This is a genomic window from Johannesbaptistia floridana (assembly GCF_057440575.1).
This window is the reverse complement of sequence record NZ_JALKVM010000006.1, coordinates 1-22,423: the sequence shown is the minus strand read 5'-3', so window position 1 is coordinate 22,423 and position 22,423 is coordinate 1. Positions and strand designations below refer to the sequence as shown.

General features: G+C 38.6%; 18 protein-coding genes. 6 read left to right on the top strand and 12 right to left on the bottom strand.

Annotated features, from left to right (window positions below; genetic code table 11):
- Positions 1 to 99: 99 nt before the first annotated feature.
- Positions 100 to 294 carry a hypothetical protein gene (locus MW688_RS00505; RefSeq protein WP_486733947.1) on the bottom strand — a complete coding sequence of 65 codons (195 nt, stop codon included), beginning with the start codon at positions 292 to 294 and terminating at the stop codon, positions 100 to 102.
- A gap of 68 nt (positions 295 to 362) precedes the next feature.
- Positions 363 to 1,133: an imidazole glycerol phosphate synthase subunit HisF gene (gene hisF, locus MW688_RS00500; RefSeq protein ID WP_486733946.1), complete on the bottom strand. Its 771-nt coding sequence runs from the start codon at positions 1,131 to 1,133 to the stop codon at positions 363 to 365.
- An 86-nt stretch (positions 1,134 to 1,219) separates the two neighbouring features.
- On the opposite strand from hisF, the gene MW688_RS00495 reads away from it, so the two are divergent.
- Both MW688_RS00495 and cobA read left to right on the top strand, forming a co-directional pair.
- Positions 1,220 to 1,975 (top strand): sirohydrochlorin chelatase, encoded by a 756-nt coding sequence (locus tag MW688_RS00495; RefSeq protein WP_486733945.1) that lies wholly within the window; start codon positions 1,220 to 1,222, stop codon positions 1,973 to 1,975.
- Positions 1,972 to 2,727 carry a uroporphyrinogen-III C-methyltransferase gene (gene cobA, locus MW688_RS00490; RefSeq protein ID WP_486733944.1) on the top strand — a complete coding sequence of 252 codons (756 nt, stop codon included), beginning with the start codon at positions 1,972 to 1,974 and terminating at the stop codon, positions 2,725 to 2,727. The genes MW688_RS00495 and cobA overlap by 4 nt, the downstream gene beginning before the upstream one ends.
- Positions 2,728 to 3,101: 374 nt before the next feature.
- On the opposite strand, the gene MW688_RS00485 is transcribed toward cobA, so the two are convergent.
- The 8 genes from MW688_RS00485 to ftsH2 all read right to left on the bottom strand — a co-directional run bounded on the left by MW688_RS00485 (position 3,102) and on the right by ftsH2 (position 13,261).
- The gene (locus MW688_RS00485; RefSeq protein ID WP_486733943.1) at positions 3,102 to 3,863 is read right to left on the bottom strand and encodes a tetratricopeptide repeat protein; all 762 of its coding nucleotides are present in this window, start codon (positions 3,861 to 3,863) and stop codon (positions 3,102 to 3,104) included.
- Between the two features lie 65 nt (positions 3,864 to 3,928).
- Positions 3,929 to 4,906 (bottom strand): hypothetical protein, encoded by a 978-nt coding sequence (locus MW688_RS00480; RefSeq protein WP_486733942.1) that lies wholly within the window; start codon positions 4,904 to 4,906, stop codon positions 3,929 to 3,931.
- A 366-nt stretch (positions 4,907 to 5,272) separates the two neighbouring features.
- Entirely contained in the window at positions 5,273 to 5,536 is a 264-nt protein-coding gene (locus MW688_RS00475; RefSeq protein ID WP_486733941.1) for a MoaD/ThiS family protein, read from the bottom strand.
- Between the two features lie 89 nt (positions 5,537 to 5,625).
- Positions 5,626 to 6,537, bottom strand: a complete 912-nt coding sequence (locus MW688_RS00470; protein ID WP_486733940.1) for a branched-chain amino acid transaminase — start codon at positions 6,535 to 6,537, stop codon at positions 5,626 to 5,628.
- A gap of 71 nt (positions 6,538 to 6,608) precedes the next feature.
- A complete protein-coding gene (locus tag MW688_RS00465; protein WP_486733939.1) occupies positions 6,609 to 8,390 on the bottom strand; it encodes a M61 family metallopeptidase in 1,782 nt (593 codons plus the stop codon).
- Positions 8,390 to 9,079, bottom strand: coding sequence for a Crp/Fnr family transcriptional regulator (locus MW688_RS00460; protein ID WP_486733938.1), 690 nt, complete (start codon positions 9,077 to 9,079; stop codon positions 8,390 to 8,392). Before MW688_RS00460 ends, MW688_RS00465 begins: the two co-directional genes overlap by 1 nt.
- 1,084 nt (positions 9,080 to 10,163) lie before the next feature.
- Entirely contained in the window at positions 10,164 to 11,348 is a 1,185-nt protein-coding gene (locus MW688_RS00455) for an NAD(P)H-quinone oxidoreductase subunit H (RefSeq protein WP_486733937.1), read from the bottom strand.
- 26 nt (positions 11,349 to 11,374) lie between these two features.
- The gene (gene ftsH2 / locus MW688_RS00450; protein WP_486733936.1) at positions 11,375 to 13,261 is read right to left on the bottom strand and encodes an ATP-dependent zinc metalloprotease FtsH2; all 1,887 of its coding nucleotides are present in this window, start codon (positions 13,259 to 13,261) and stop codon (positions 11,375 to 11,377) included.
- A gap of 371 nt (positions 13,262 to 13,632) precedes the next feature.
- On the opposite strand from ftsH2, the gene MW688_RS00445 reads away from it, so the two are divergent.
- Complete coding sequence (locus MW688_RS00445) at positions 13,633 to 14,787, top strand: FtsW/RodA/SpoVE family cell cycle protein (RefSeq protein ID WP_486733935.1); 1,155 nt, start codon at positions 13,633 to 13,635, stop codon at positions 14,785 to 14,787.
- Here the strand turns inward: MW688_RS00445 and MW688_RS00440 are convergent.
- Positions 14,771 to 15,274 carry a hypothetical protein gene (locus MW688_RS00440; protein ID WP_486733934.1) on the bottom strand — a complete coding sequence of 168 codons (504 nt, stop codon included), beginning with the start codon at positions 15,272 to 15,274 and terminating at the stop codon, positions 14,771 to 14,773. The genes MW688_RS00445 and MW688_RS00440 overlap by 17 nt on opposite strands.
- Before the next feature lie 37 nt (positions 15,275 to 15,311).
- Positions 15,312 to 15,770 (bottom strand): cytochrome, encoded by a 459-nt coding sequence (locus tag MW688_RS00435; protein ID WP_486733933.1) that lies wholly within the window; start codon positions 15,768 to 15,770, stop codon positions 15,312 to 15,314.
- Between the two features lie 167 nt (positions 15,771 to 15,937).
- On the opposite strand from MW688_RS00435, the gene MW688_RS00430 reads away from it, so the two are divergent.
- From MW688_RS00430 to MW688_RS00420, 3 genes are all read left to right on the top strand, one after another.
- The gene (locus MW688_RS00430; RefSeq protein ID WP_486733932.1) at positions 15,938 to 18,865 is read left to right on the top strand and encodes a DEAD/DEAH box helicase; all 2,928 of its coding nucleotides are present in this window, start codon (positions 15,938 to 15,940) and stop codon (positions 18,863 to 18,865) included.
- Between the two features lie 81 nt (positions 18,866 to 18,946).
- Positions 18,947 to 21,496 (top strand): family 10 glycosylhydrolase, encoded by a 2,550-nt coding sequence (locus tag MW688_RS00425; RefSeq protein ID WP_486733931.1) that lies wholly within the window; start codon positions 18,947 to 18,949, stop codon positions 21,494 to 21,496.
- Between the two features lie 207 nt (positions 21,497 to 21,703).
- Positions 21,704 to 22,027 carry an antibiotic biosynthesis monooxygenase family protein gene (locus MW688_RS00420; RefSeq protein ID WP_486733930.1) on the top strand — a complete coding sequence of 108 codons (324 nt, stop codon included), beginning with the start codon at positions 21,704 to 21,706 and terminating at the stop codon, positions 22,025 to 22,027.
- The last annotated feature ends 396 nt before the right edge of the window (positions 22,028 to 22,423 follow it).

Below are 22,423 nucleotides of genomic sequence, written 5' to 3'. Positions count from 1 at the left end.
AATTGGTATTCAATAGTCAAGGTAAAACTTATATTTTTTTGTTAACTATAAGGAGGTTCCCTTTCGTCTCCAAGCTTAGCACTTGTGTAGACTTTTGGATCATACGTTAAATTTTGTTAAATAATTTAAACAATTGTTCATGAGAAAGTAAACTACTAACATAGCAGCAGCAGAGGCCGCCACCAGAATACCCGCTAACATTAGCGAGAATTCCTGTTGATCAAAAGCTTCCTGCATTAAATGTAATGACCAAGCTACTAAAGCAATATCAAATATGAGAATTAATACTAACATTTTTTAAAAAATGTAAATTTTAGTCTATTTTAATACACATTTATACACAATGGGGTGCTATGGCTTAATTAAAGCAGACGTACAGGAATTTGATGATTTGCTAGATAAGTTTTGATTTCAGCGATGCTTAACTGTCCATAATGAAGTAAAGACGCCAGTAAAGCAGCTTCTGCTTGACCTTCTGTCAGGGCTTCTTTGATATGATGGGAGTTGCCCGCTCCACCAGAGGCTATGACGGGAATTTCTACCTGAGAGGCTATAGCCCGAGTTAAATCTAAATCGTACCCTGCTTGAGTGCCATCGGCATCCATACTAGTAACTAGTAGTTCTCCTGCACCCCGTTTTTCTAATTCTTTGGCCCAAGTTACCGCATCTAAACCAGTATTTTCTCTGCCTCCCCGCACATAAACATCCCATCCCAGATTATCTTGACTAAGTCTTTTACGCGCATCAATTGCTACTACAATACACTGATTGCCAAAGCGATCGCTTGCTTGATTAATTAAATTAGGATTACGTACGGCAGCAGAATTAATACTTACTTTATCAGCACCAGCTCTTAATAAATTTTTAATAGTTTCTAGAGACTGTACACCTCCCCCCACAGTCAGAGGAATAAATACCTGTTCTGCCGTTCTATAAACTACATCAATAATTGTGTCGCGTCCTTCGTGAGTTGCGGTTATATCTAAAAAAACCAGTTCATCAGCCCCAGCATCATTATAAGCCTTAGCTAATTCTACGGGATCCCCGGCATCTTGTAGGTTGACAAAATTTACGCCTTTGACTACTCGTCCACCATTCACATCTAAACAAGGTAAAATTCTTTTAGTTAGCATGATTTTTAAATAAGGGCAAGATTTTATACAAAACTGTATCAAATCTTTATACTAGTATAAAATAGTAGAATAAAAGAATTTAATTTGTGAATTTGAGCACTGCACATATATTAGTATTTCACGGTAGTAGAGATGATAGAGCGAAAATAGGTATAAACAGGCTAACTCAACAGGTAAGAAAAAATCTAGAAGCTGTTCCTATTGAAGCTAAAAAAACTAGAAACAAGACAATTTTACTAGAAAAACCTCCTCTGGTAGAATCAGCTTGTTTAGAATTAGCGGAAACCTCTCTATCAGAGAAAATTTATCAAATAGGTAGTTTAGATATAAAAGAAGTGAGTATCTGGCCATTGTTTCTCTCTACAGGGGTTCATGTACAAATAGATATACCTGAAGCTGTAACCATAGCCACAGCAATGTTAAGCAAACCTATAGAAATTAAAATTAACCCCTATTTAGGAGAGAATCAGGCCATAATTGAGTTGATTCAACAAGAATACCCAAGATTAGCAGGAGAAGGGAGAATTCTTTTAGCCCATGGTAGTAAAATAGCTAAGGCTAATCAAGATTTAGAAAAAATTGCTAGAAGTGTAGGGGCAATCCCTGCCTATAAGTCAGTATCCCCATCTCTCACAACCCAGGTAGAGAGTTTAATTAGTCAGGGAATTTTTAGTATAAGTATTTTTCCTTATTTCCTGTTTTGGGGAAAAATTACCGATACACTAATCGCTGAGATTCAAGAGTTAAAAACTAGATTTCCTCATGTAGACTTTGATTTAGGTCAACCTTTGGGAGAAAATTCTAGTTTAGCTAAAACCATTGTAAATAAAATTAGTCTATGACCACAATTATTGGTAAAGTTTATTTATTGGGTGCAGGACCAGGAGATCCCGGCCTAATGACTATCAAGGGTAAAACTATTTTAGAATGCGCTGATGTGGTGGTTTATGACGCCTTAGTAAGTGATGAGATTTTAGGCATGATTAGACCCGAAGCCGAGAAAATTAACGCTGGCAAGAGAAGAGGTCGCCATTCTAAATTACAGTCAGAAACGACCAAAATACTCATCGAAAAAGCCAAAGAACAGGCAATCATAGTTCGTCTAAAAGGGGGAGATCCCTTTGTATTTGGACGGGGAGGTGAGGAGATGCAGGATTTGGTCAAAGCTGGTATCCCCGTAGAAGTTATTCCCGGGATAACCTCGGGAATTGCTGCCCCCGCCTACGCGGGTATCCCCGTTACTCATCGTCATTATAGTTCTTCGGTAACTTTTGTTACGGGACATGAATCAGCAGGAAAATACCGACCTCAAATTGATTGGCAGGCGATCGCCAAGGGTTCAGAAACTATTGTGATTTATATGGGTATTCATAATCTAGAACAAATTATACCCGAGCTGATTACAGGGGGTTTAACTGAAACTACTTCTATTGCTTTAGTAAGATGGGGGACTACTTCAAGGCAAGAAACCCTAAAGGGGAATTTGGGTAATATTGTTGGTTTAATAGCTGCTCATAATTTTACAGCACCAGCGATCGCTATTATTGGCAGAGTAGTAGATATTCCTGATATCACACCAGTACAATTACTGTAAACTCAAAAATTTCTCTAAAGCAACTACCATCTTAGGTGGCCAACGGCGAACATTTTTTAATCATTCTAAATCTACCCAACATTGTAGGTTGGGTTGACTCAGACCAAAGCATCTTTATCCAAAGTTACTTGTGGTGATTGAGTAATGAGTAATGAATAATGAGTAATGAGTTAAAGAATTAATGCTCAACGCTTAAAAATTGGTTGACCTTTGCTACTTTTCTTAGGCGAAAGAGAAATGGACTTTTTCTGAGGTTAATTTAGTACATAAGTACTGGTGCTAGATATGAGGTTGAGGAACGAAACCCAACAATTTATCTCATTGTTTCTAAAAATGATGTATTTTTGTTCTGAAAACTGTTCCTTACCTGATTTCTACTGTAAACTCAAAAATTTCTCCAAAGCAACTACCATCTTAGGTGGCCAACGGCGAACATTTTTTAACCATTCTATATCCCGATAACGTCTATCTAAACCAGTAGCTGCTACCCAATTACTCTCGGCTTCTCCCTGTTTTCCCGTAGCCCAGAGGACGGCGGTTAATCCCGCTCTAGTATCTGCGAAAAAGGGATACTTACGGACTATATTGCGCAGGTTAGTTACTGCGGCTTTAGTCTCACCAAGTTGGTATTGTACAAAGGCCGCATTCGCTCTAGCTAAAGCAAATTTCGGCTCTAATTCTATGGCTTTTTGATAGTCATCTAGGGCTCGTTGCCAATTTCCCAAACCCGCTTCCGCATTGCCTCGGTTATTATAGGCTACAGGATCTTCTGGGTTAAGAGATAGGACCCGATTATAATCGGCGATCGCTTCTGTGAATTTACCCTGGGCTTCTAATACAGCACCACGATTAATATAGGTGTCCCCCACCAAAGGTGCCCTTAGTATAGCTTGATTGTAATCATCTATAGCCTCTTCTAACTTATTTTGACTAGCACGGGCATTACCTCTATTACTCCAAAGAGCGGGATTTTCCGGGAACTCTTCGATTAACTGATTCCAATATTCTTCTGCTTGTTGATAATTACCCTGATTGAGGGCAGAAATAGCTTTTTGGTTGAGACTATCACCTTGTTGAATACTGAGATTAAGCAACAAGGATAGGGATAAGAATATAGTGAAAATAGTTGAGATCATTATTAAATAAAAAAACTCCTTAGCTCAAGATTTAAGATAACTTAAGCTAAGGAACAAATCAACGATTAAAAACTCTGATTATAGTAGGGTGAATTAACACCATCTGGGTTGCGATAACCATTATTGGTAACACCCGTTTGTCCTGGATAAGTACGAGTAGGATTAGTATTTTGTCCTGTTTGGGGATTTATTTGCCCTGGAACAGGGCTACTATTCATATTAGGAGCTACTCCCGGATTACCTGGATTTGGATTAGATACTGGTGGTCTAGGTCCCGGAGGTGTTACGCCCCAAGTATAACCACTGGGTGGCTGCTGTGGTTGACCTGTGTATGGGTAGTTGGGTACATTTTGGGCCTGTAACTGATTAGTTGGTTGTTGGTTCTCTGTGGGAGGAGTAGCTTCTGATTGGGGATTAGACTGGGGAAGATTACGCTGATTGATTCTGGCGATCGCACTTTCTAAAACTGTCGGTTGTGTTCTGATTCTTCCAGTATAAGTGGTAGTGACTTGATTTTCTTCTCTAAAACCATTGTTTACTCTTTCTGGTTGACTAGATTCATTTCCCAGTACTGTGCGATACTGTTGTAGAGATGGTTGTCTGAGGAGTTCTTCTGTGGAAAATACGAACTTTTGCTGATTACTTTTTTTACCCGTAACCATTTGGGTATTGGGTTGATAGGGGGAGCTGAGATTTTCTACTTTTTTGGACTCCAACCATTCTTCTAGGAATCCTTGTCTTTGGGTGTTAATTTGAATTGGTTGGGGTGTAGAATCAACTGTCACTAAAGATTCACCATCTATTCCCTGAGTGTAAATGTTACCGTATTCATCCCCATTTAACTGCGGTAACCCTTCTATAGTAGGAAGAGAGTTAGCGGCATTGAGACTAGCTGAGCGCCATTGGGGGTTTTGCCAGTATTGCCACAGACAAACACCAAAAAACGAAATCATTCCCAGAGAGCCTAAAAATAGAGGACGAGTAAAGGGTTTGATTCTTGCCTTAAGGTACCGAGAGTTTAAAGATGTTTTAGATTTAGACATAATATTTTCTTGTGCTCAAGGAAATTTTTATAACTAATTTTTATCTTAGCGCGAACTTCCTGAATGTCATAAATATAGCCTTATCTTGGTTTATTTTGTTCTCATAAAAACTGCCGAGGTGAAAATACCTGGGATATTTTTAAAGATTTGGTAAAGTTAGGGGTGATAACTTGAATAAAATAGTAAAGTCAGTTATGCTTTCATTAAATCTAAAATTTATAGAAGACATTTTAGTATAACACTGACTATTTTCAGTGTTTTTTTTACAGTTAAAAACAACCTTTAGGTTGATTAAACTAATAATTATATATCTTTAACAGAATATACAAAACATATTAGTTAATTCCTGATTTTCTCAATTTTGAATCACCCTCCACTAACTGGAGGAATCAACACCACTTCGTCTCCTGATTGCAAAGGTGTATCTCCTTCTACAAACTTCAAGTTAATGGCAAAACGAGTTAATGGCTTCCAGACTTCTAATTCTGGCTTTTCGGCTATTAATTGATTGAGAACTGCTTTGACGGGAGTATGGATGGGAAATTGTCGCTGTAATTCACTAACTCCATAGGCATCTTGATAGGCAGCAAAAAGCTTGATAGTGATAGTAATGGTTTCTGGTTTACTCATGGCAGGATAATCAGGGAAAATTGTGCTTTCTTGGGTTTATGGTGTAAGCTTTGGCTGAAGTTACACTATAAGTACGAAAGCAAAATTTTTTAAATCTTAATAGTAGTAATCCACTGTTGATATGATGGTTCTCTGTTTTCGGTAATCGCTGTAAATTTCTCGCGCAACTGCTTAGTAATGGGCCTTTGTGACGGTAATTGATAATTTTCGATACGATTAACGGGAGTGATTTTAGCCGCAGTACCACTTAAAAATACTTCATCGGCAATAAATAGTTCTGATTTGTCTATCGGTCTTTGTTGTACAGATATGCCCAAATCTTGAGCGATAGTTAATACACTATCACGAGTTATTCCTTCTAAAATATCTTGATCATAACCTGGGGTAATTAGCTGATTGTTTCTCACCATAAATATATTCATGCCTGTGGCTTCACAAACTTTCCCCTGGGAGTTGAGTAAAATCGCCTCATCGAAACCAGACTCCACCGCTTCAGTTTTCGCTAGGGAAGAGGTGATATAGGCACCACTAATCTTACCTCGTAGAGGCAGACTTCGGTCTTCTTGACGATGCCAGGAACTAATCCGGCAGTTAATCCCCTCTGGAGATAAATAATCTCCTAATTCTAAACCGTACACAAAAAAGTTTTTTTCAATTTTATGTAGTCTTGGTGCAATACCTAAACCAGAAGTATAAACAAAAGGACGTATATAAAATGGAAAACTAGGGTGATTTTTTTCGACAAAATCAATAATAATTTGTTTGATTTTATCAGCAGGTAAATCGTAGTGGAGATACTTGGCACTATTACTCAGACGTTGGCAGTGACGGTCTAATCTAAATAGGAGGATTTCTTGGGGATTTTCTGGATTAGGGGTACCTCTCAAGCCCCCAAAGGCACCTGTACCATAGTGTAGTGCGTGTGTTGCAATAGAAATATTGGCTTCAGCAAAGGGCAAAAATTTATTTTCAAAATAAGCTATTGGTAAAAAGTTGTGCATTTTATATTAAACCTATTAAATCAAGGTAATAGAATTAGACACCTAGACGGAACAGAATGAGATCCCAAATATTATATTTTAGCTTTTAACCAACCTTGACAGTTATGTTTTTGAGTTTCGTTGAGTTTTTCCATGAAAACCACTTCATAGGCTGTAGGTTGGGGGGAAGCTAATTCGGCGATAACGGTACGGAGTTCATCTTGGTGAAACAGGGTAACTTCAATCTTATCACCTGGATGGTAATCTTGGAGACGTTCTTCCCATTCTGTAGCTATTAAACGCAGTTTATCTATAGCCAGTATTTCATCTCCAGGATTAATTCCTGCTAGAGAAGCCGGAGAACCTTGTTCTACAAAAATTACAAGAGGTTTGTGTTGATTTTTTTTCAGTTTTATTCCTAATTCCGGTACTATATGCTTAGGCGATACTGGTTTTATCTCTAAACCAAACCATGCTAAATATTCTCCCAGGGGAATTTCCTCTGTACTATCTATATAGCGAGTAAAGAAATCTGTGAGGTCTTCTTCAGCCACTGTTTCAATAACTCTTTTTAAATCTGTGGGGGTATAACCTATTTCGGTTTTGCCAAACTCTTGCCAGAGTTGCCGCATCACATCATTCAGGCATCGCTTATTTTGATGACGAGAACGAATTAACAAATCTAATAGAAGAGAGATTAATTCTCCTTTGAGATAATAAGAGATTTGGGAATTATCACTATTAGCATCCCGTCGGTAGAGTTTAATCCAAGCATCAAAGCTAGACTCACTCAATGACTGTACTTTACGTCCTGGAGTTGATAAATACTTACTAATTTCTTTAGCCAGATTTTTACGGAAAGTATCTACATTATAAACTCCTGCCCACAGAGGTATTAATAAATCATAGTAGCTAGTGGTACCTTCAGCAAACCAGAGAGATGGGGTATAACTTTCTCCGTCGTAATCGAATGTTTCTAAAGCCTTGGGACGAATTCTTTTGATATTCCACAAATGGAAAAATTCATGGGCTACTAACTGCATAAAGCGATTATACTTTTCAGGATTACGGAATCCTAAACGAGGATAATTAAGAGAACAAGAATTTTTATGTTCTAATCCCCCAAAGCCTTGTCCTGAGAGGTGTAATAGGAACAAATAATTTTCATAAGGCAATCCCCCATACAGATTAGCTTCTACTTTGATAATTTTGCTAATATCTTCTATTACTTTTTTGGGTTTAATATTGCCTTGACCCCAAATAGCTAGTTGATGTTTTTTCTCAAGTACAGTAAACTCATGTATTTGATGAGTCCCAATTTCAAAAGGACTATCAACTAGGGTATCAAAATCTGGCGCTAAAAAGGTATTACTCTCATTTTCTACCCTTGGTAAACTAGTACTCACTCGCCAGTCAGGATAGGGAGGTGTAATCTTGATAGTAAGTTTTTCCTGTTCATATCCTGGTATGTAGAAAAATAAAGCGGCGCCATTAAAATAACCATGGGTATGATTTAGATGATTCGTTCTTACTGATAATTCATCTGCGTATATTTTGTATGTTATGCTGATTTCTGAAGAGTTATGAGTAGATACCTGCCAATGATTTTTGCTTATCTTCTTGGTGGGGAGAATTTTTGGAGATTGACTCTCTTTGGCGACAAATTCCTGTAAATTTTTAGGGTATTCTCTTACTAAGTAAGACCCAGGTGTCCAAACTGGCATTTTTAGTTGGAGATAATTACTCTGCCAGTTACTAATTAACAATGTTACTTCAAATATATGAGAAGTTGGTTGAGGCATAGCCACTTCATAAACCAATTCAACTTGACCTGTTTTAGTTATTGTTTGAGTAACTTGATTAGTTTGAGTCATTATTCTGTATGTTTCCGAATTAAATGGGTTAATTGTTTAGGATTAGTTAAACAGATAGTATGATTATCTTGATTGACAGTTAATAAACCTTTTGATTGAATATTTTCTAAAATATTAATCGTTTCTGCTACAGAGGTTTCTGCTACATGGGCAAAATCTTTTGTAGGTATTTGATATATTTCTATCCCCTCTTCCGTGGGTTGTCCGTAGCTTTCGGCTAAAGATAGTAATACCTGGCTTAATCGACTTATGGGAGGAGAAGAGCGATTATAAAAGCGATTCTGCCATTTAGAGAGACGCTGTATAGACAATTGTAAAATTCTTTGATGGACTTGTGTATCTTTGAGTAGAGTTTGAATAAATCTTTGAGCAGAAATAGTTAAAAGTTTTACATCAGATAAACTCACTACACTAGTTGCTGGTGGTGAATCATCAAATATCGCCATTTCGCCGAAAAAGTCACCTTTACCTAGAATCTCTTGAGTAATTTGTTTTTCTTCCACTTGCCTTTGGATTTTTACCCATCCTGAGACAATTAAGTAAAAGGCTTTCCCCCAACTATCTTCACTCAAAATTATTGAATCTTTGACATATTCTTCCTCTGTCACGATTGAACTCAACCATTCCATCGTTTCAGGAGTAGCAGTATTAAACAAAGGGAAAAGCTCGTTAAAAGCGTGAGTCTCCATGAATTAAATAATAGACGACTTAATTGTCTATAACCACAATATTAAATTTAATGGTGTTTGGGGTTAATCTTATCATAGATCTTAGGTAAAAGTCTGTTATTTTTTAAATTATATAGCGTTACCTGCCGGGAATAAGGAATGGGCGAATGTAGAATGGACATCGTACTCATTTTTTTCAGTATTTATACTTAAAATGCTCTAAAGGATAGCTTGGTAAGCTCACATCTTCCACCAGTACATAAGTTCTGGTGCAAGATATGAGTCAACCAGGGGTGATAGTACAACTGAAACAATGTATTGTCATAAATTAAACGGACTTAATATTATCAGGAAATCCTGACATTTTCTGGTGCGTTACGGGCTTCGCACGCTTCACACCCTACTCCTATTGGCTCATTGCTATAGCTAGTAGGTTGGGCCCTTGGCCACGAAACCCAACATTCCCCTAAGTTATGTGTTGGGTTGCTACAGGCTATAAGCGATCGCCATAATAATTATCTTAAATTCTTTTTAACTCATTATACCATTATCTGTTAGCTATATGTGTTGGGTTGCACTACGTTTAACCCAACCTACAGGCTATAAGCGATCGCCATAATAATTATCTTAAATTCTTTTTAACTCATTATACCATTATCTGTTAGCTATATGTGTTGGGTTGCACTACGTTTAACCCAACCTACAGGCTATAAGCGATCGCCATAATAATTATCTTAAATTCTTTTTAACTCATTATACCATTATCTGTTAGCTATATGTGTTGGGTTGCACTACGTTTAACCCAACCTACAGGCTATAAGCGATCGCCATAATAATTATCTTAAATTCTTTTTAACTCATTATACCATTATCTGTTAGCTATATGTGTTGGGTTGCACTACGTTTAACCCAACCTACAGGCTACAGGCTTCTTACTCATTACTCATTACTTCAAGACTTCAAAACTCATTACTCATTACTCAACCACCACCAGTAACTTTGGGTAAAGATGCTTTGGTGTGAGCCGAAGCTCCCTGATAATAAAAATCCTCCCCATCAATAACTGATAGGGAGGAGGTAAAATAATCAGCAAAATTGAATTAAATTAGCGATCTACTGACCCCATAATTACATCAATACTGCCAAGTATAGCCATAATGTCGGCTACTTTTACACCTTTGAGGAGATGGGGCAAGACTTGTAAATTATTAAAGTCAGGGGGACGAATTTTCCAACGCCACGGGAAAACATTATCATTACCGACGATAAAGATACCTAACTCACCCTTACCGCTTTCCATGCGAACATAATGTTCTCCTTCAGGAATTTTAAAAGTTGGAGCTACTTTTTTAGCGATATATTGATATTCAAAGTCATTCCATTGGGACTTTTTACCCTCAGCTAGGCGTTTTGCCTCTAAATTCTCGTAAGGACCACCAGGGATACCTTTTAAAGCTTGTCTAATGATTTTAGTAGACTCGCGCATTTCCCGAATCCGAATCAAATAACGAGCAAAACAGTCGCCTTCAGTTTCCCATTGGACATCCCAATCAAAATCGTCATAACATTCGTAGCTGTCTACTTTACGTAAATCCCATTTAACGCCAGAACCCCTTAACATGGGACCGCTAAGACCCCAGTTAATAGCCTCATCGCGAGTGATAGTACCAATACCTTCCACACGGCGACGGAAGATGGGATTGTTGGTGATTAATTTTTCGTACTCATCTACCTTGGGGTCAAAATAATCGCAAAAATCTTCACACTTATCAATCCAACCGTAGGGAAGGTCAACGGCAACACCGCCGATGCGGAAATAGTTATTATTTATCAACCGCATTCCGGTAGCTGCTTCCCAGAGGTCGTAAATCATTTCCCTTTCGCGGAAGATGTAGAAAAAGGGAGTTTGAGCGCCTACATCAGCTAAAAAGGGACCAAGCCAGAGTAAGTGGTTAGCAATACGGTTTAGCTCCAGCATGATTACGCGAATATATTGGGCACGTTTAGGTACTTCAATATCTGCTAGTTTTTCGGGAGCATTAACGGTAATTGCTTCGTTAAACATACCCGCCGCGTAGTCCCAACGGCTAACGTAGGGAACATACATAACATTGGTGCGGTTTTCGGCAATTTTTTCCATCCCTCGGTGGAGATAACCGATAACAGGTTCACAATCTATTACATCTTCTCCGTCAAGGGTGACGATTAAACGTAATACACCGTGCATTGAGGGGTGGTGGGGACCCATGTTAAGAACCATGGGTTCTGTTCTTGTTTCAATTCTTGCCATAAAGCAAAAAACTCTTTTGTATTAGTTTATATGTGAGGGACAAATTGTTCTTTTTCAGGTACTTTAGTGTATTCTGAGACAATTTGACGGAACTCTTCACCGTCTATGGTTTCTTTTTCAATCAATAAGTCTACTAGGCGATCAATGACTTCACGATTATCGCGAATAATTTGTCTAGCTAGTTCGTGTCCTTGTTCAATCATAGCGCGGACTTGTTGATCAATGCGAGCAGCTACTTCTTCGGAGTATTCAGCTCGATTCATAAACCCGCCACCTAGGAAGACTTCGCCTCCTTGGCTTTCTAGAGATAGAGGTCCTAAATCGCTCATCCCCAGACGAGTTACCATTTGTCTAACTAAACCAGTAACTTGCTGCAAGTCTCCTCCCGCACCTGTAGTAACTTCGTCATAACCAAAAATTTCTTCTTCGGCGGCTCTGCCTCCTAGGGTTCCAGCGATGCGAGCCATGAGTTCGGCTTTGGTGGTTAGTCCCTGTTCTTCGTTGGGGGTAAACCAGGTTAGACCTTGGGCTTGTCCTCGGGGTATCAAGGTTACTTTTTGTACGGGATCGTGGTCTTTAACTAGAGTCCCGACGATCGCGTGACCTACTTCGTGATAAGCGATTAAACGTTTACTCTTACTATCTACTAGGGGAGTCCCTTCCATTCCTGCTATCACTCTATCTATAGCATCATCTATTTCAAGCATAGTCATCGCTTCTTTACGACGACGGGCGGTTAAAATAGCGCCTTCGTTGAGTAGGTTAGCTAAATCAGCTCCCGTAAACCCAGGTGTGCGACGGGCAATTGCTTCTATGGATACAGATGGGTCTATTTTTTTGTTACGGGCATGTACTTCTAGAATTTTTATTCGGCCTTTGATATCTGGGCTATCTACTACTACTTGACGGTCAAAGCGTCCGGGACGTAATAAAGCGGTATCTAGTACATCTGGTCGGTTAGTAGCCGCGATGATAATGATTCCGGTATTGCCTTCAAAACCGTCCATCTCTGTTAGTAGTTGGTTTAGGGTTTGTTCCCGTTCATCATTTCCTCCGCCAATCCCTGCACCCCGTTGGCGTCCTACTGCGTCTATTTCGTCTATAAATATTAAACAGGGAGCATTTTCCTTCGCTTTTTTAAATAAGTCTCTGACTCTTGAAGCCCCTACACCTACAAACATCTCTACAAATTCTGAACCAGAGATACTAAAAAATGGAACTCCTGCTTCTCCGGCGATCGCTTTTGCTAGTAAAGTTTTACCTGTTCCGGGAGGTCCTACTAATAGTACTCCTTTGGGTATTCTTGCCCCTACTGCGGTAAATCGTTCAGGCTGTTTCAAGAATGTCACTACTTCTTCTAATTCTTCTTTGGCTTCATCTACACCCGCTACGTCTCCAAACATTACTCCTGTTTTTGCTTCCATTTGAAAACGAGCCCGAGATTTCCCAAAATTCATGGCTTGACCTGGTCCACCTGGCATATTATTAGATCTGCGGAACAGAAAAAATAAGGCCCCAATTAGCAATACTGGGAAGATCAAGTTACCGAGAACTCCCCATACTGCTCCTTCGCTTCTCATTGGGTGTGATTCAATGCTTACATTTGCACTTCTTAATTTACTAATCAACTCAGGAGAGTTGCCTGGTAAATCTACTCTCAAACGTTGTTGGCGATTGTCTAATTGTGGATCTACTGCTTCCACAATTGCTGTTCTGCCTCCTTCATAGAGGTCTACACTTTTTACTCTACCCGTTTCTAAATATTCTACAAAGCGTCCGTAGGTCATTCTCGCATTCGCTGTGTTACTTCCTAGGTCTACAGCATTATTACTAAATGCTCCCTGCCACAGGAAAAATCCGATTACTAGGACTGGCAATGTCCACAGTATTATAGTTCTCCAAGAAATTTTCATTTTGTTATTCTTCTTTTATTCCATGAATTTATTTACTACCAAAAGGTTAGTTATTACCTTATTTTTTTGATTTTGTCAAGGCTATTAACACTTTATCAGCAAAAGTTTTAGTTTCTGTTACTAAATTTAACGTAATTCTCATCTTTCTCGCAACTTTTCTGAAAATATAGGAGGGAATATAAAGGGTATGATGACTCAGAAAGCCTTTCACCATTATCATTTAAGCATTTTTCTGTTAATATGTTAAGCTTGCTTGTTCTGACGGCGAGGTTGACTCGCATTGGCGCATTCATAACTGTTCAGTAGCTATAATAATGTTGGGTTTCGTGCCTCAACCCAACCTACTGTTCCTATGAATTATTACTATTATCGTGCAGACCTATCTTATCAACCTAATTCCCTTCAAAAATGCCCAAGTAAACCAGTGGAGTACACAAGCACGCTTATTACACTGGTTAACTTGTTTATGGTTATTAATTGGCCTGGTGACCCTGTGTTCTGCATCCTTTGCTGAAGCAGACTATCAATATCAAAACGGCTTATACTATTTGTTGCGTCAACTAGTTTGGTGCTATATAGGGGGTATTTGCTTTAATATTTTAGTTTGTACTCCAATTAAACAGATAACTAAGTTCGCTGTTTGGGGATTTTTCATGATGTTAGCCTTGATTTTTGCCACCCTAATACCAAATGTGGGTGTAAACATTAATGGCGCCACTCGTTGGCTGTCTCTAGGACCAGTTCTAATTCAGCCATCAGAATTAATTAAACCTTTTTTAATCGTACAGAGTGCTTTGTTATTTGGTCGTTGGCCGATGATTAATTGGGGACAACGCTTGGGTTGGTTGTTAATTTTTGCTTTCTTATTAGTAGCAATTTTAATGCAGCCTAATCTGAGTACCACGGCTTTGTGTGGAATGGCCTTGTGGCTAATGGCCCTAGGTTCTGGATTACCCTGGTCTTACTTAGCTGGTTCAGCTATAACTGGTTTAATGGCAGCAATTATTAGTACCACTATTCACGATTACCAAAGACGTCGGATAACCTCTTTTTTACAACCCTGGGCCGATTCCCAAGGCGATGGCTACCAACTGACTCAAAGTCTCATGGCCATTGGTTCTGGGGGAACATGGGGAGCAGGTTTAGGTTTGTCTCAACAGAAACTGTTTTATCTACCTATTCAATATACAGATTTTATTTTTGCCATATTCGCTGAAGAATTTGGTTTTGTCGGGTCTATATTACTATTAATATTATTGAGTAGTTATGGTTTTTTAGCTTTCAAAGTGGCTTCTAATTGCGATGACCAAGTTAAAAGCTTAATCGCTATAGGTGCGATGATTTTTTTGGTTGGTCAATCTCTTCTGAATATAGGGGTAGCAACAGGAGTTTTACCAACTACGGGTTTACCATTTCCTCTGTTTAGTTATGGTGGTAGTTCCATGATTTCTAGCTTATGTTTAGCTGCATTGTTAATTAGGGTAGCAAGGGAATCGAGTCAAGCTAAAATTATTCGTCTAAATTAGCCAGATAGTAATCAACATCCTTAGCTAATTTTAATAATTGTTTTTTGACAGATTCATGGGTATACTCATCATCGGGATGGGGAGGCTGACCTGGTTGTTGAAAATATGGGGTATCCCCACTAATTTGGCCCCATTGGAAATCTACTTGTCTGACTAACTCATAGTATAATTCTGGGTTATTGATAATTTTGAGAATAATTTGTTGAAGCGCTACTAAAGGCGATTCCATATTCTGACTAACAATAGCTTGTTCAGCTTTTACCCATCTTTGTAAAACAGCTTGAAGAGCGCCGTTAGCATCTTGAAGATACTTAGCAATAAAAGTATTGATTGCCGTCTGTGTCTGTATTAATTTAGGTACGGGAGAATCTCCTTTTAAAAAGTCTCCCCCTTCTCGACCAATTAACTCAGCCAAGGAAAATTTTCTTCCGGCCCGAATATCCTGTTGAATGTCCTGATTTTCTTGGTTTTCTGCTTCTTTTGACATAATTTAAAACTATAAGTTATTTACATCTAATCATATTTTATGGGGCATCAAGCCATTCTGAACTTAACTGTTGATAATTAAGCTGTTTAGCCCCGGGGTGACAACTTAAACAGCTTTGACTATTGACTTCTTCTGGTAATTCTACACGAGGGTGAAGAGCTTGAAAATAACGAGATTGTCTTACCCAACTAGGTTGTATTTCTTGAGGACGCAAGGGACGAGAAAAAGCTTGTACATATTGCCAAATAACCACTTGAGAAATTCTGACTAAAGTTTCTACTTGAGTGCCATAGTGTTGTTGGGGATTTTCTAAAATTTCTTCCCAAGTTTCCGTAGGTAAAACCTCAGGAGGAATAGGTACATGACAACTAGCACAATGTTCTAAGTAAAGTTTTTGGCCAGTTACCAGGGTTTCTTGAGGCGGTGAGGGGGCAACGGCTTGGGCAATAATCATCACTGCTAGACAATAACTAATGATTGGTGTAAAACTGAACATGGAATGAAGTAGTGAGATGGTAAGAATGCGTCTTCAGTTTAGCATTAAGTTCATCTTACTCGGTATTTTAAAGCCGGGACATGCGAGTAAACCCCTGGCGCGGTTACAATGTTTATAGGCATTGTCAACTAGCCTACAATAACTCTTGCAATAGAACGACGTGCATTGTGAAAGAAAGTTCTGATATTTCTCCTTCAATTAATATTGAAAAACTGTTCCCCTTTACTTTAGATGATTTTCAACTCCAGGCGATCGCTGCCCTCGACGCTGGTGACTCTGTAGTTGTGTGTGCTCCAACTGGTTCTGGTAAAACTTTAATTGGTGAGTATGCCATTTATCGCGCCCTAGCCAAAGGTAAGAGGGTATTTTACACAACTCCTCTCAAAGCCTTGTCTAATCAAAAATTCCGTGATTTTCAGAGATTATTCCGTAATTATGGGCAAGTAGGACTAATTACGGGAGATATTATTATCAATCCCGAGGCGGCAGTAATAGTTATGACTACCGAAATTTTTCGGAATATGCTCTACGAAACTCCCATTGGAGACGTGGGAACATCCTTAGAGAATTTAGAATCAGTAATATTAGACGAATGCCACTATATTAGTGAGCCAAATCGAGGCACAGTGTGGGAGGAGTCAATTATTTATTGTTCTACAAGTATTCAATTAGTGGCCCTTTCAGCAACAATAGGTAATCCAGAACAATTAACAGACTGGATTAATCAGGCACGTCAGCGTCAACAATCCGAGGATAAACACAAATGTAGACTAATTAACTCTAACTTTCGTCCTGTCCCCTTGAAATATTATTTCAGCAGCAAAAAGGGTCTGTTTCCCCTACTAAACTCCAAAGGAACTGACATTAATAGTAAACTAAAAGAGAAAAAACAGCGAGGCAGATCTTCAAAAAGAATCAACAAAGAAGATTGTCCCACGGTGCCTCAAATTATCAATCAGTTAATCGATAGAGACTTATTACCAGCAATTTACATAATTTTTAGCCGCAAAGGTTGTGAACAAGCAATTAAAACTCTAAGAAATTTCAATCTAGTTACTCCAGAGGAAACTAGACAAATCTACTTATTACTATTGCAATTCTTTTTAGAGTCAAACTCACAATTACAATTGCAGTTGTGGGAAACTTTTTCAGGAAACCCGGAATTACAAACAAAACTACTCAGTTTTTTGGCTAAAAACCCCAATTCAGCCATACAATTATGGGAATTTCTAGAAAGTAATCCGCAACTAATCAGAGAAATATTAGTCTTTTTAGCCAAAAACTCTAGAGTAGCGAGAGAAGAACAATTAGAGCCGTTATTAAGAGGAATTGCTAGTCATCATGCCGGGTTATTACCTCCGTGGAAAGAATTAGTAGAAAAACTCTTTGAATTAGGCTTAATCAAAGTAGTATTTGCTACAGCAACTCTAGCGGTAGGTATTAATATGCCAGCTAGAACTACAGTACTCTCAGCATTGAGTAAACGTACAGAAGGGGGACATAGTATGCTAACTCCCTCAGAATTTTTACAAATTGCCGGAAGAGCAGGACGCCGAGGAAAAGATAAAATAGGGAATGTGGTGACTGTAGAAACTCCTTTTGAGGGGGCACAAAATGCAGCTAAACTAGCTACAGCAGAGCCAGAACCACTACAAAGCTGGTTTACCCCTTCCTATGGGATGGTGTTAAACCTATTGCAAAAACATAAATTATCAGAGGTAAAAGATTTATTAGAGCGAAGTTTTGCTGAATATTTAGCTCAGATCAAGTTAGCTCCCTCCAAGCAAAAAATTACCGAATTAACAACTAGTCTAGCAAAATTAGATATAGAACTAGCAGAATTAGAAAGAGGGGGTATAGGGGTAAAAGAGATAGAAAGTTATCAAAAACTAAAAGAACATCTCAAAGAAGAACATCGTCTTTTAGAAATACTCCGGCAACAAGCTCAAACAGAACGTAAAAAAGAAATTGCCTCAGAACTATTTAATCTAGAAGTGGGAAATATTGTAGCCCTAAAGGGAAAAAATATAACTGTTGCCTCTCCTCTAAATGCTGTGTTAGTAGTAAAAATACCCGGACCAGGTAAAGCGCCCTTACTAGTTTGTTTAGGGGCAGATAATTACTGGTATGTAGCAACTAATTCTGATGTGGCAGATATTAATCCAGCTATTCTACCTCTAGAAAAAATCTCTCAATTAGCTCTACCAAATTTAGAACTAATGAAACCAGGACGAGGTCCTAAGGGAGATACCCTCTCAGAAATTGTGATTGAGCAAATGTTGGCGGAAATAGTGCCGATGAGTGTACCATCAGAAATACAAGAGCAACAAAAGCAAGTAGATAAAGTACAAGCACAAATAGATACTCATCCTCTAGAATCCCAGAAAAATGTCAGCCAAATAATTAAACATCATAAACAACGTTCGAGGCTAAGGGAAGACTTAAGTCAAATACAGGAGAAATACCGCAAAAATAAAAGTAATAGTTCTTATTACTGGCGGGATTTCCTAATTTTAGTGGAGATTCTCCAAGAGTTTCAAGCTTTGGATAAATTAGAAATTACTACCTTAGGAGAAGTAGTCGCCTTAATTAGAGGGGAGAATGAACTGTGGTTAGCGTTAGCACTGACATCAGGAGTGTTTGAAGATTTAAAACCAGCTCAATTTGCCGCGGCGGTTAGTGCTTTGATTACAGAACCACCTCGTCCAGATGTTTGGGTTGATTGTCCTCCATCGCCCGAGATTTTACAAGTCTTAGGTTTTCTCAAACCCTATAAAGAATTATCCCCTGGTATGAATCTTAGAGAACTACGCAGGCAAATAAACCAAGTTCAAAAACATCACGAGGATAAGTTGACTAAATTACCTCCAGTATTGTTAGAAAGTAAGTTAATCCCTATAGTGGAACAATGGGCTTTAGGATTAGAATGGCTAGAGTTATGCGAATTAACTAGTTTAGATGAGGGGGATATAGTCAGACTACTACGCCGAACCACAGACATACTGTTACAAATACCGCAAATACCAGGAGTAAGTAGTAATCTGCGCAGAAATGCCCAAGAGGCGATTCCCCTCCTCAGACGCTTTCCTATTTAGAACTTTGTCATAAACTTATCAAATTAAGTCATTTTCAGGCTAGATTGATAATTGAAATTAAATCAACAAACAAATCAAAAAATGATCAACAAAATCACTAAGCAGATATCTCAACTGATAGGGATAGCTTCGATACTATTACCCTTGACTGTGTCTACGGACCCGGGTATGGCTTTAATGGAGGAGAAATTAGGGGTAGTGAGAAGTCCTGAGAACGAAAGATCCTGGCCTGAAATCCAAACTCGTTTAACCTTGATGGATATAGACTACTGTATCCTAGATGCTGGTAGATGGACAAGCCAAGCTGACTTAGATAATGTCAAAGTTCTTTTACTACCAAATGTAGCTAAAATGAACGCAGCTCAAACCTTTGCCCTGGAACGTTGGATGTTACAAGGAGGTAAAGTAATTGTAACTGGACCCACAGGAAATTTGTCGCGACCGGAAATCCGTTCTCAATTAAGATTGTTGTTTGGCGCCTACTGGGGTTATCCTCTCTCTTCAGCATCTACTATTGAGCCACAACCAGAACAAACTTGGATAGGATACGAAGGTCTCAACGCTACTCTCAACGGCGCTGTATTAATTACTCAAGAGGCTATTCCTACTGAAACTGCGGCAGTTTGGTTAGCAGAAGAAACACCTCCTGCGGTAGTCTTTACTGATAGTTCTATTGTTTTCGGTTGGCGCTGGGGAGTAAATGCAGTTTCACAAGCTCAAACAGATATTGCTTGGTTAACAGCGGCTTTAAATTATTACGGAGAATTTATACCCATGGCTAGTTCTGGAGAACCAGAACCATGCAATCCACCCCAACCCAATGATGATTTAACTCTTCCTTCTTGGCAAAAGCAGAGCGAGAAAACTATGGGGTCATCTCCTATAGAAAGACAAGAGATTCAAAATATGAATCAAGAATTAGAGGGATTAATTAGCCGCTTTGAAATGACTCTAAATATGTCCTACGCCCTCAATCAAACCTCAGATTTATCCACAAGTCAAATCGTGGAAAATATTCTCGATACCAATCAATCAAACCAGTTTACTTTTGAAAGAACTAAATCCTATCAAGTATTGATAGAGGCAAAAAAAAAACATCAAACATTTCTCCAACTAATTAAAGCGGGAGAATATCAACAAGCTAAACATAACTGGTTTCAGACTCGTCGTTTACTTTTAGATAATTATCCAATTGAAAAACCTCTAGCTCAATCAGAAGTTAGAGCAATTTGGCTAGATCGTGGTACTATAGTTAAGGCTAAATCCCCAAAAGATCTAGCCAAAATTTTTGACCGCCTCTACTATGCTGGAATTAACACAGTTTTTTTTGAAACCCTCAATGCTAGTTACCCTATTTATCCCAGTAAAGTCGCACCAGAGCAAAATCCTTTAGTCAAAGGTTGGGATCCTCTCGCAACGGCAGTTAATCTGGCCCGGGAACGCAATATGGAGTTACACGCTTGGGTATGGGTATTTGCTGGTGCTAATCAAGTTCACAATGAAATTATTAATCAACCCACGGAATATTTAGGTCCTGTACTTTCAGCTAATCCTGATTGGTTAATGCTTAATAAACAGGGTCAATCATTTGACTATAGTTCTGAACAAAAAAAAGCTTTTTATGACCCAGCTAATCCAGAAGTAAAGCGCTATTTATTATCAATATTAAAAGAAATTAGTAATACTTATCAAGTAGATGGTATTCATCTAGATTATATTCGTTATCCTTTTCAAACACCTCAACTGAATCAATCTTTTGGATATAGTAAAACCTCTAGAGAACAATTTCAGGCTCTAACAGGTGTAGATCCCCTAAATTTAACTGTTAATGATCCTCTGTGGTCAGATTGGACGGATTTTCGCGTTAATCAGATTAATGATTTTATTTTTACTATTTCAACAGAACTTAAACAAGATAGACCAGAGTTGATTTTATCTACAGCAGTATTTCCTATGGATACAAAAACTAGAATTAATACTATTCAACAAGATTGGGAATATTGGGCTAATCAAGAATGGATTGATATGATTGTGTTGATGAGCTATGGCTTTAATACAGAACAGTTACAGTGGAACACCCAAAATATTATCGAAAATCCTCAACTTGACTCTACTCTAGTAGTTCCTGGGATTCAAATAGATTTATATGACCTTACTACTATTGATAAAGTACAACTTTTGCGTAATTTACCAACAGATGGCTATGCTCTTTTTGCCGCGGAAGATTTTCAAGTCACCCTAGAGAGAATATTTAGGCTTACCCAAGGTAATGTTAAGCAACCAATTCCCTATCGTCAGCCTTTTCAATCTCTAGCTCAACGCTACCAGAGTTTACAGCAAGAATGGAATTTTTTACTCAATAATCATCAAATCCTGATGTCTGATCTCGCTATGCAAGAATGGAGTGAAGAAATTGATACTTTAGCAATAGCTTTGAATGATCTTGCGAATCAACCTTCTCGCAGAAATGTCTTAACTGCTCAAATTCATCTTTCTTCTTTTCGGCGTAAATTTTCCTATCGCTTACGTCAACAGAGTGAAATCAATCCTAACCAAGTTAAAGCTTGGGAAAATCGCTTAACTAATCTTGATAGGTTGCTCAATTATGGAATCAGAAAAGCAAGATTATGAAGTCATATCAACTCAGACCAAAGCATCTTTACCTAATGTTACTGGTTGTGGTTGAGTAATGAGTTTTGAGTTTTGAGTTTTGAGTAATGAGTTTTGAAGTCTTGATTCGGAGCCTGTTGGCCAATTTCTGTACTTTTGTATTTGCGTGCTTTGATATGAGTATAATATTGATCGTCAAAACCTCACTGGAAAAAAAGTGCTTTAATTATGACTGAATTTATGGATTTTCTCAGACATAAGTATGCTTATGTAGCAATTGGAGAGTTTAAACCTGGTAAGTTTGCAGAAGCGCAAGAACTTTATGAGCGTGCCGTTTCTACCTATACTGATGGTTTCCAAGGGGCTTACCTCTTGCAAAAACCTGACACTGATGAAGGTATTGCTGTGATTATTTGGGAAAGAATGGAAGCGATGGATGAGAATCAAACAGAAGCTTATAAAAAAATCTTAGCAGAAATGAATCATTTATTTGCAAAACCCCCTATTACCTCTTTTTATGAGGTAAAGAGTGAAATAGCTCCGAAATCTTAAGATTATTTCTCCTGAAGCGGTGACACCTGCCTTCACTTCACCGCTGATTTGTCACCCCATATACTTTCTAGAGAGGGCGATCGCCTTGTTTGTCAGAAATGCGGGATTTACTCATTACTAATTAGGGGGGCTTGCTGAAGAAATCTAGAACTCATAGTGGAAAAAGATTTGAGCTAGTTTTATACTTAAAAAAGTGCCAAGTAGTAGGGGCGCTCATACTTGCGCCCTTCTCGCGCTCATACTTGCGCCCTTCTCGCGCTCATACTTGCGCCCTTCTCGCGCTCATACTTGCGCCCTTCTCGCGCTCATACTTGCGCCCTTCTCGCGCTCATACTTGCGCTCTTCTCGCGCTCATACTTGCGCTCTTCTCGCGCTCATACTTGCGCCCTTCTCGCG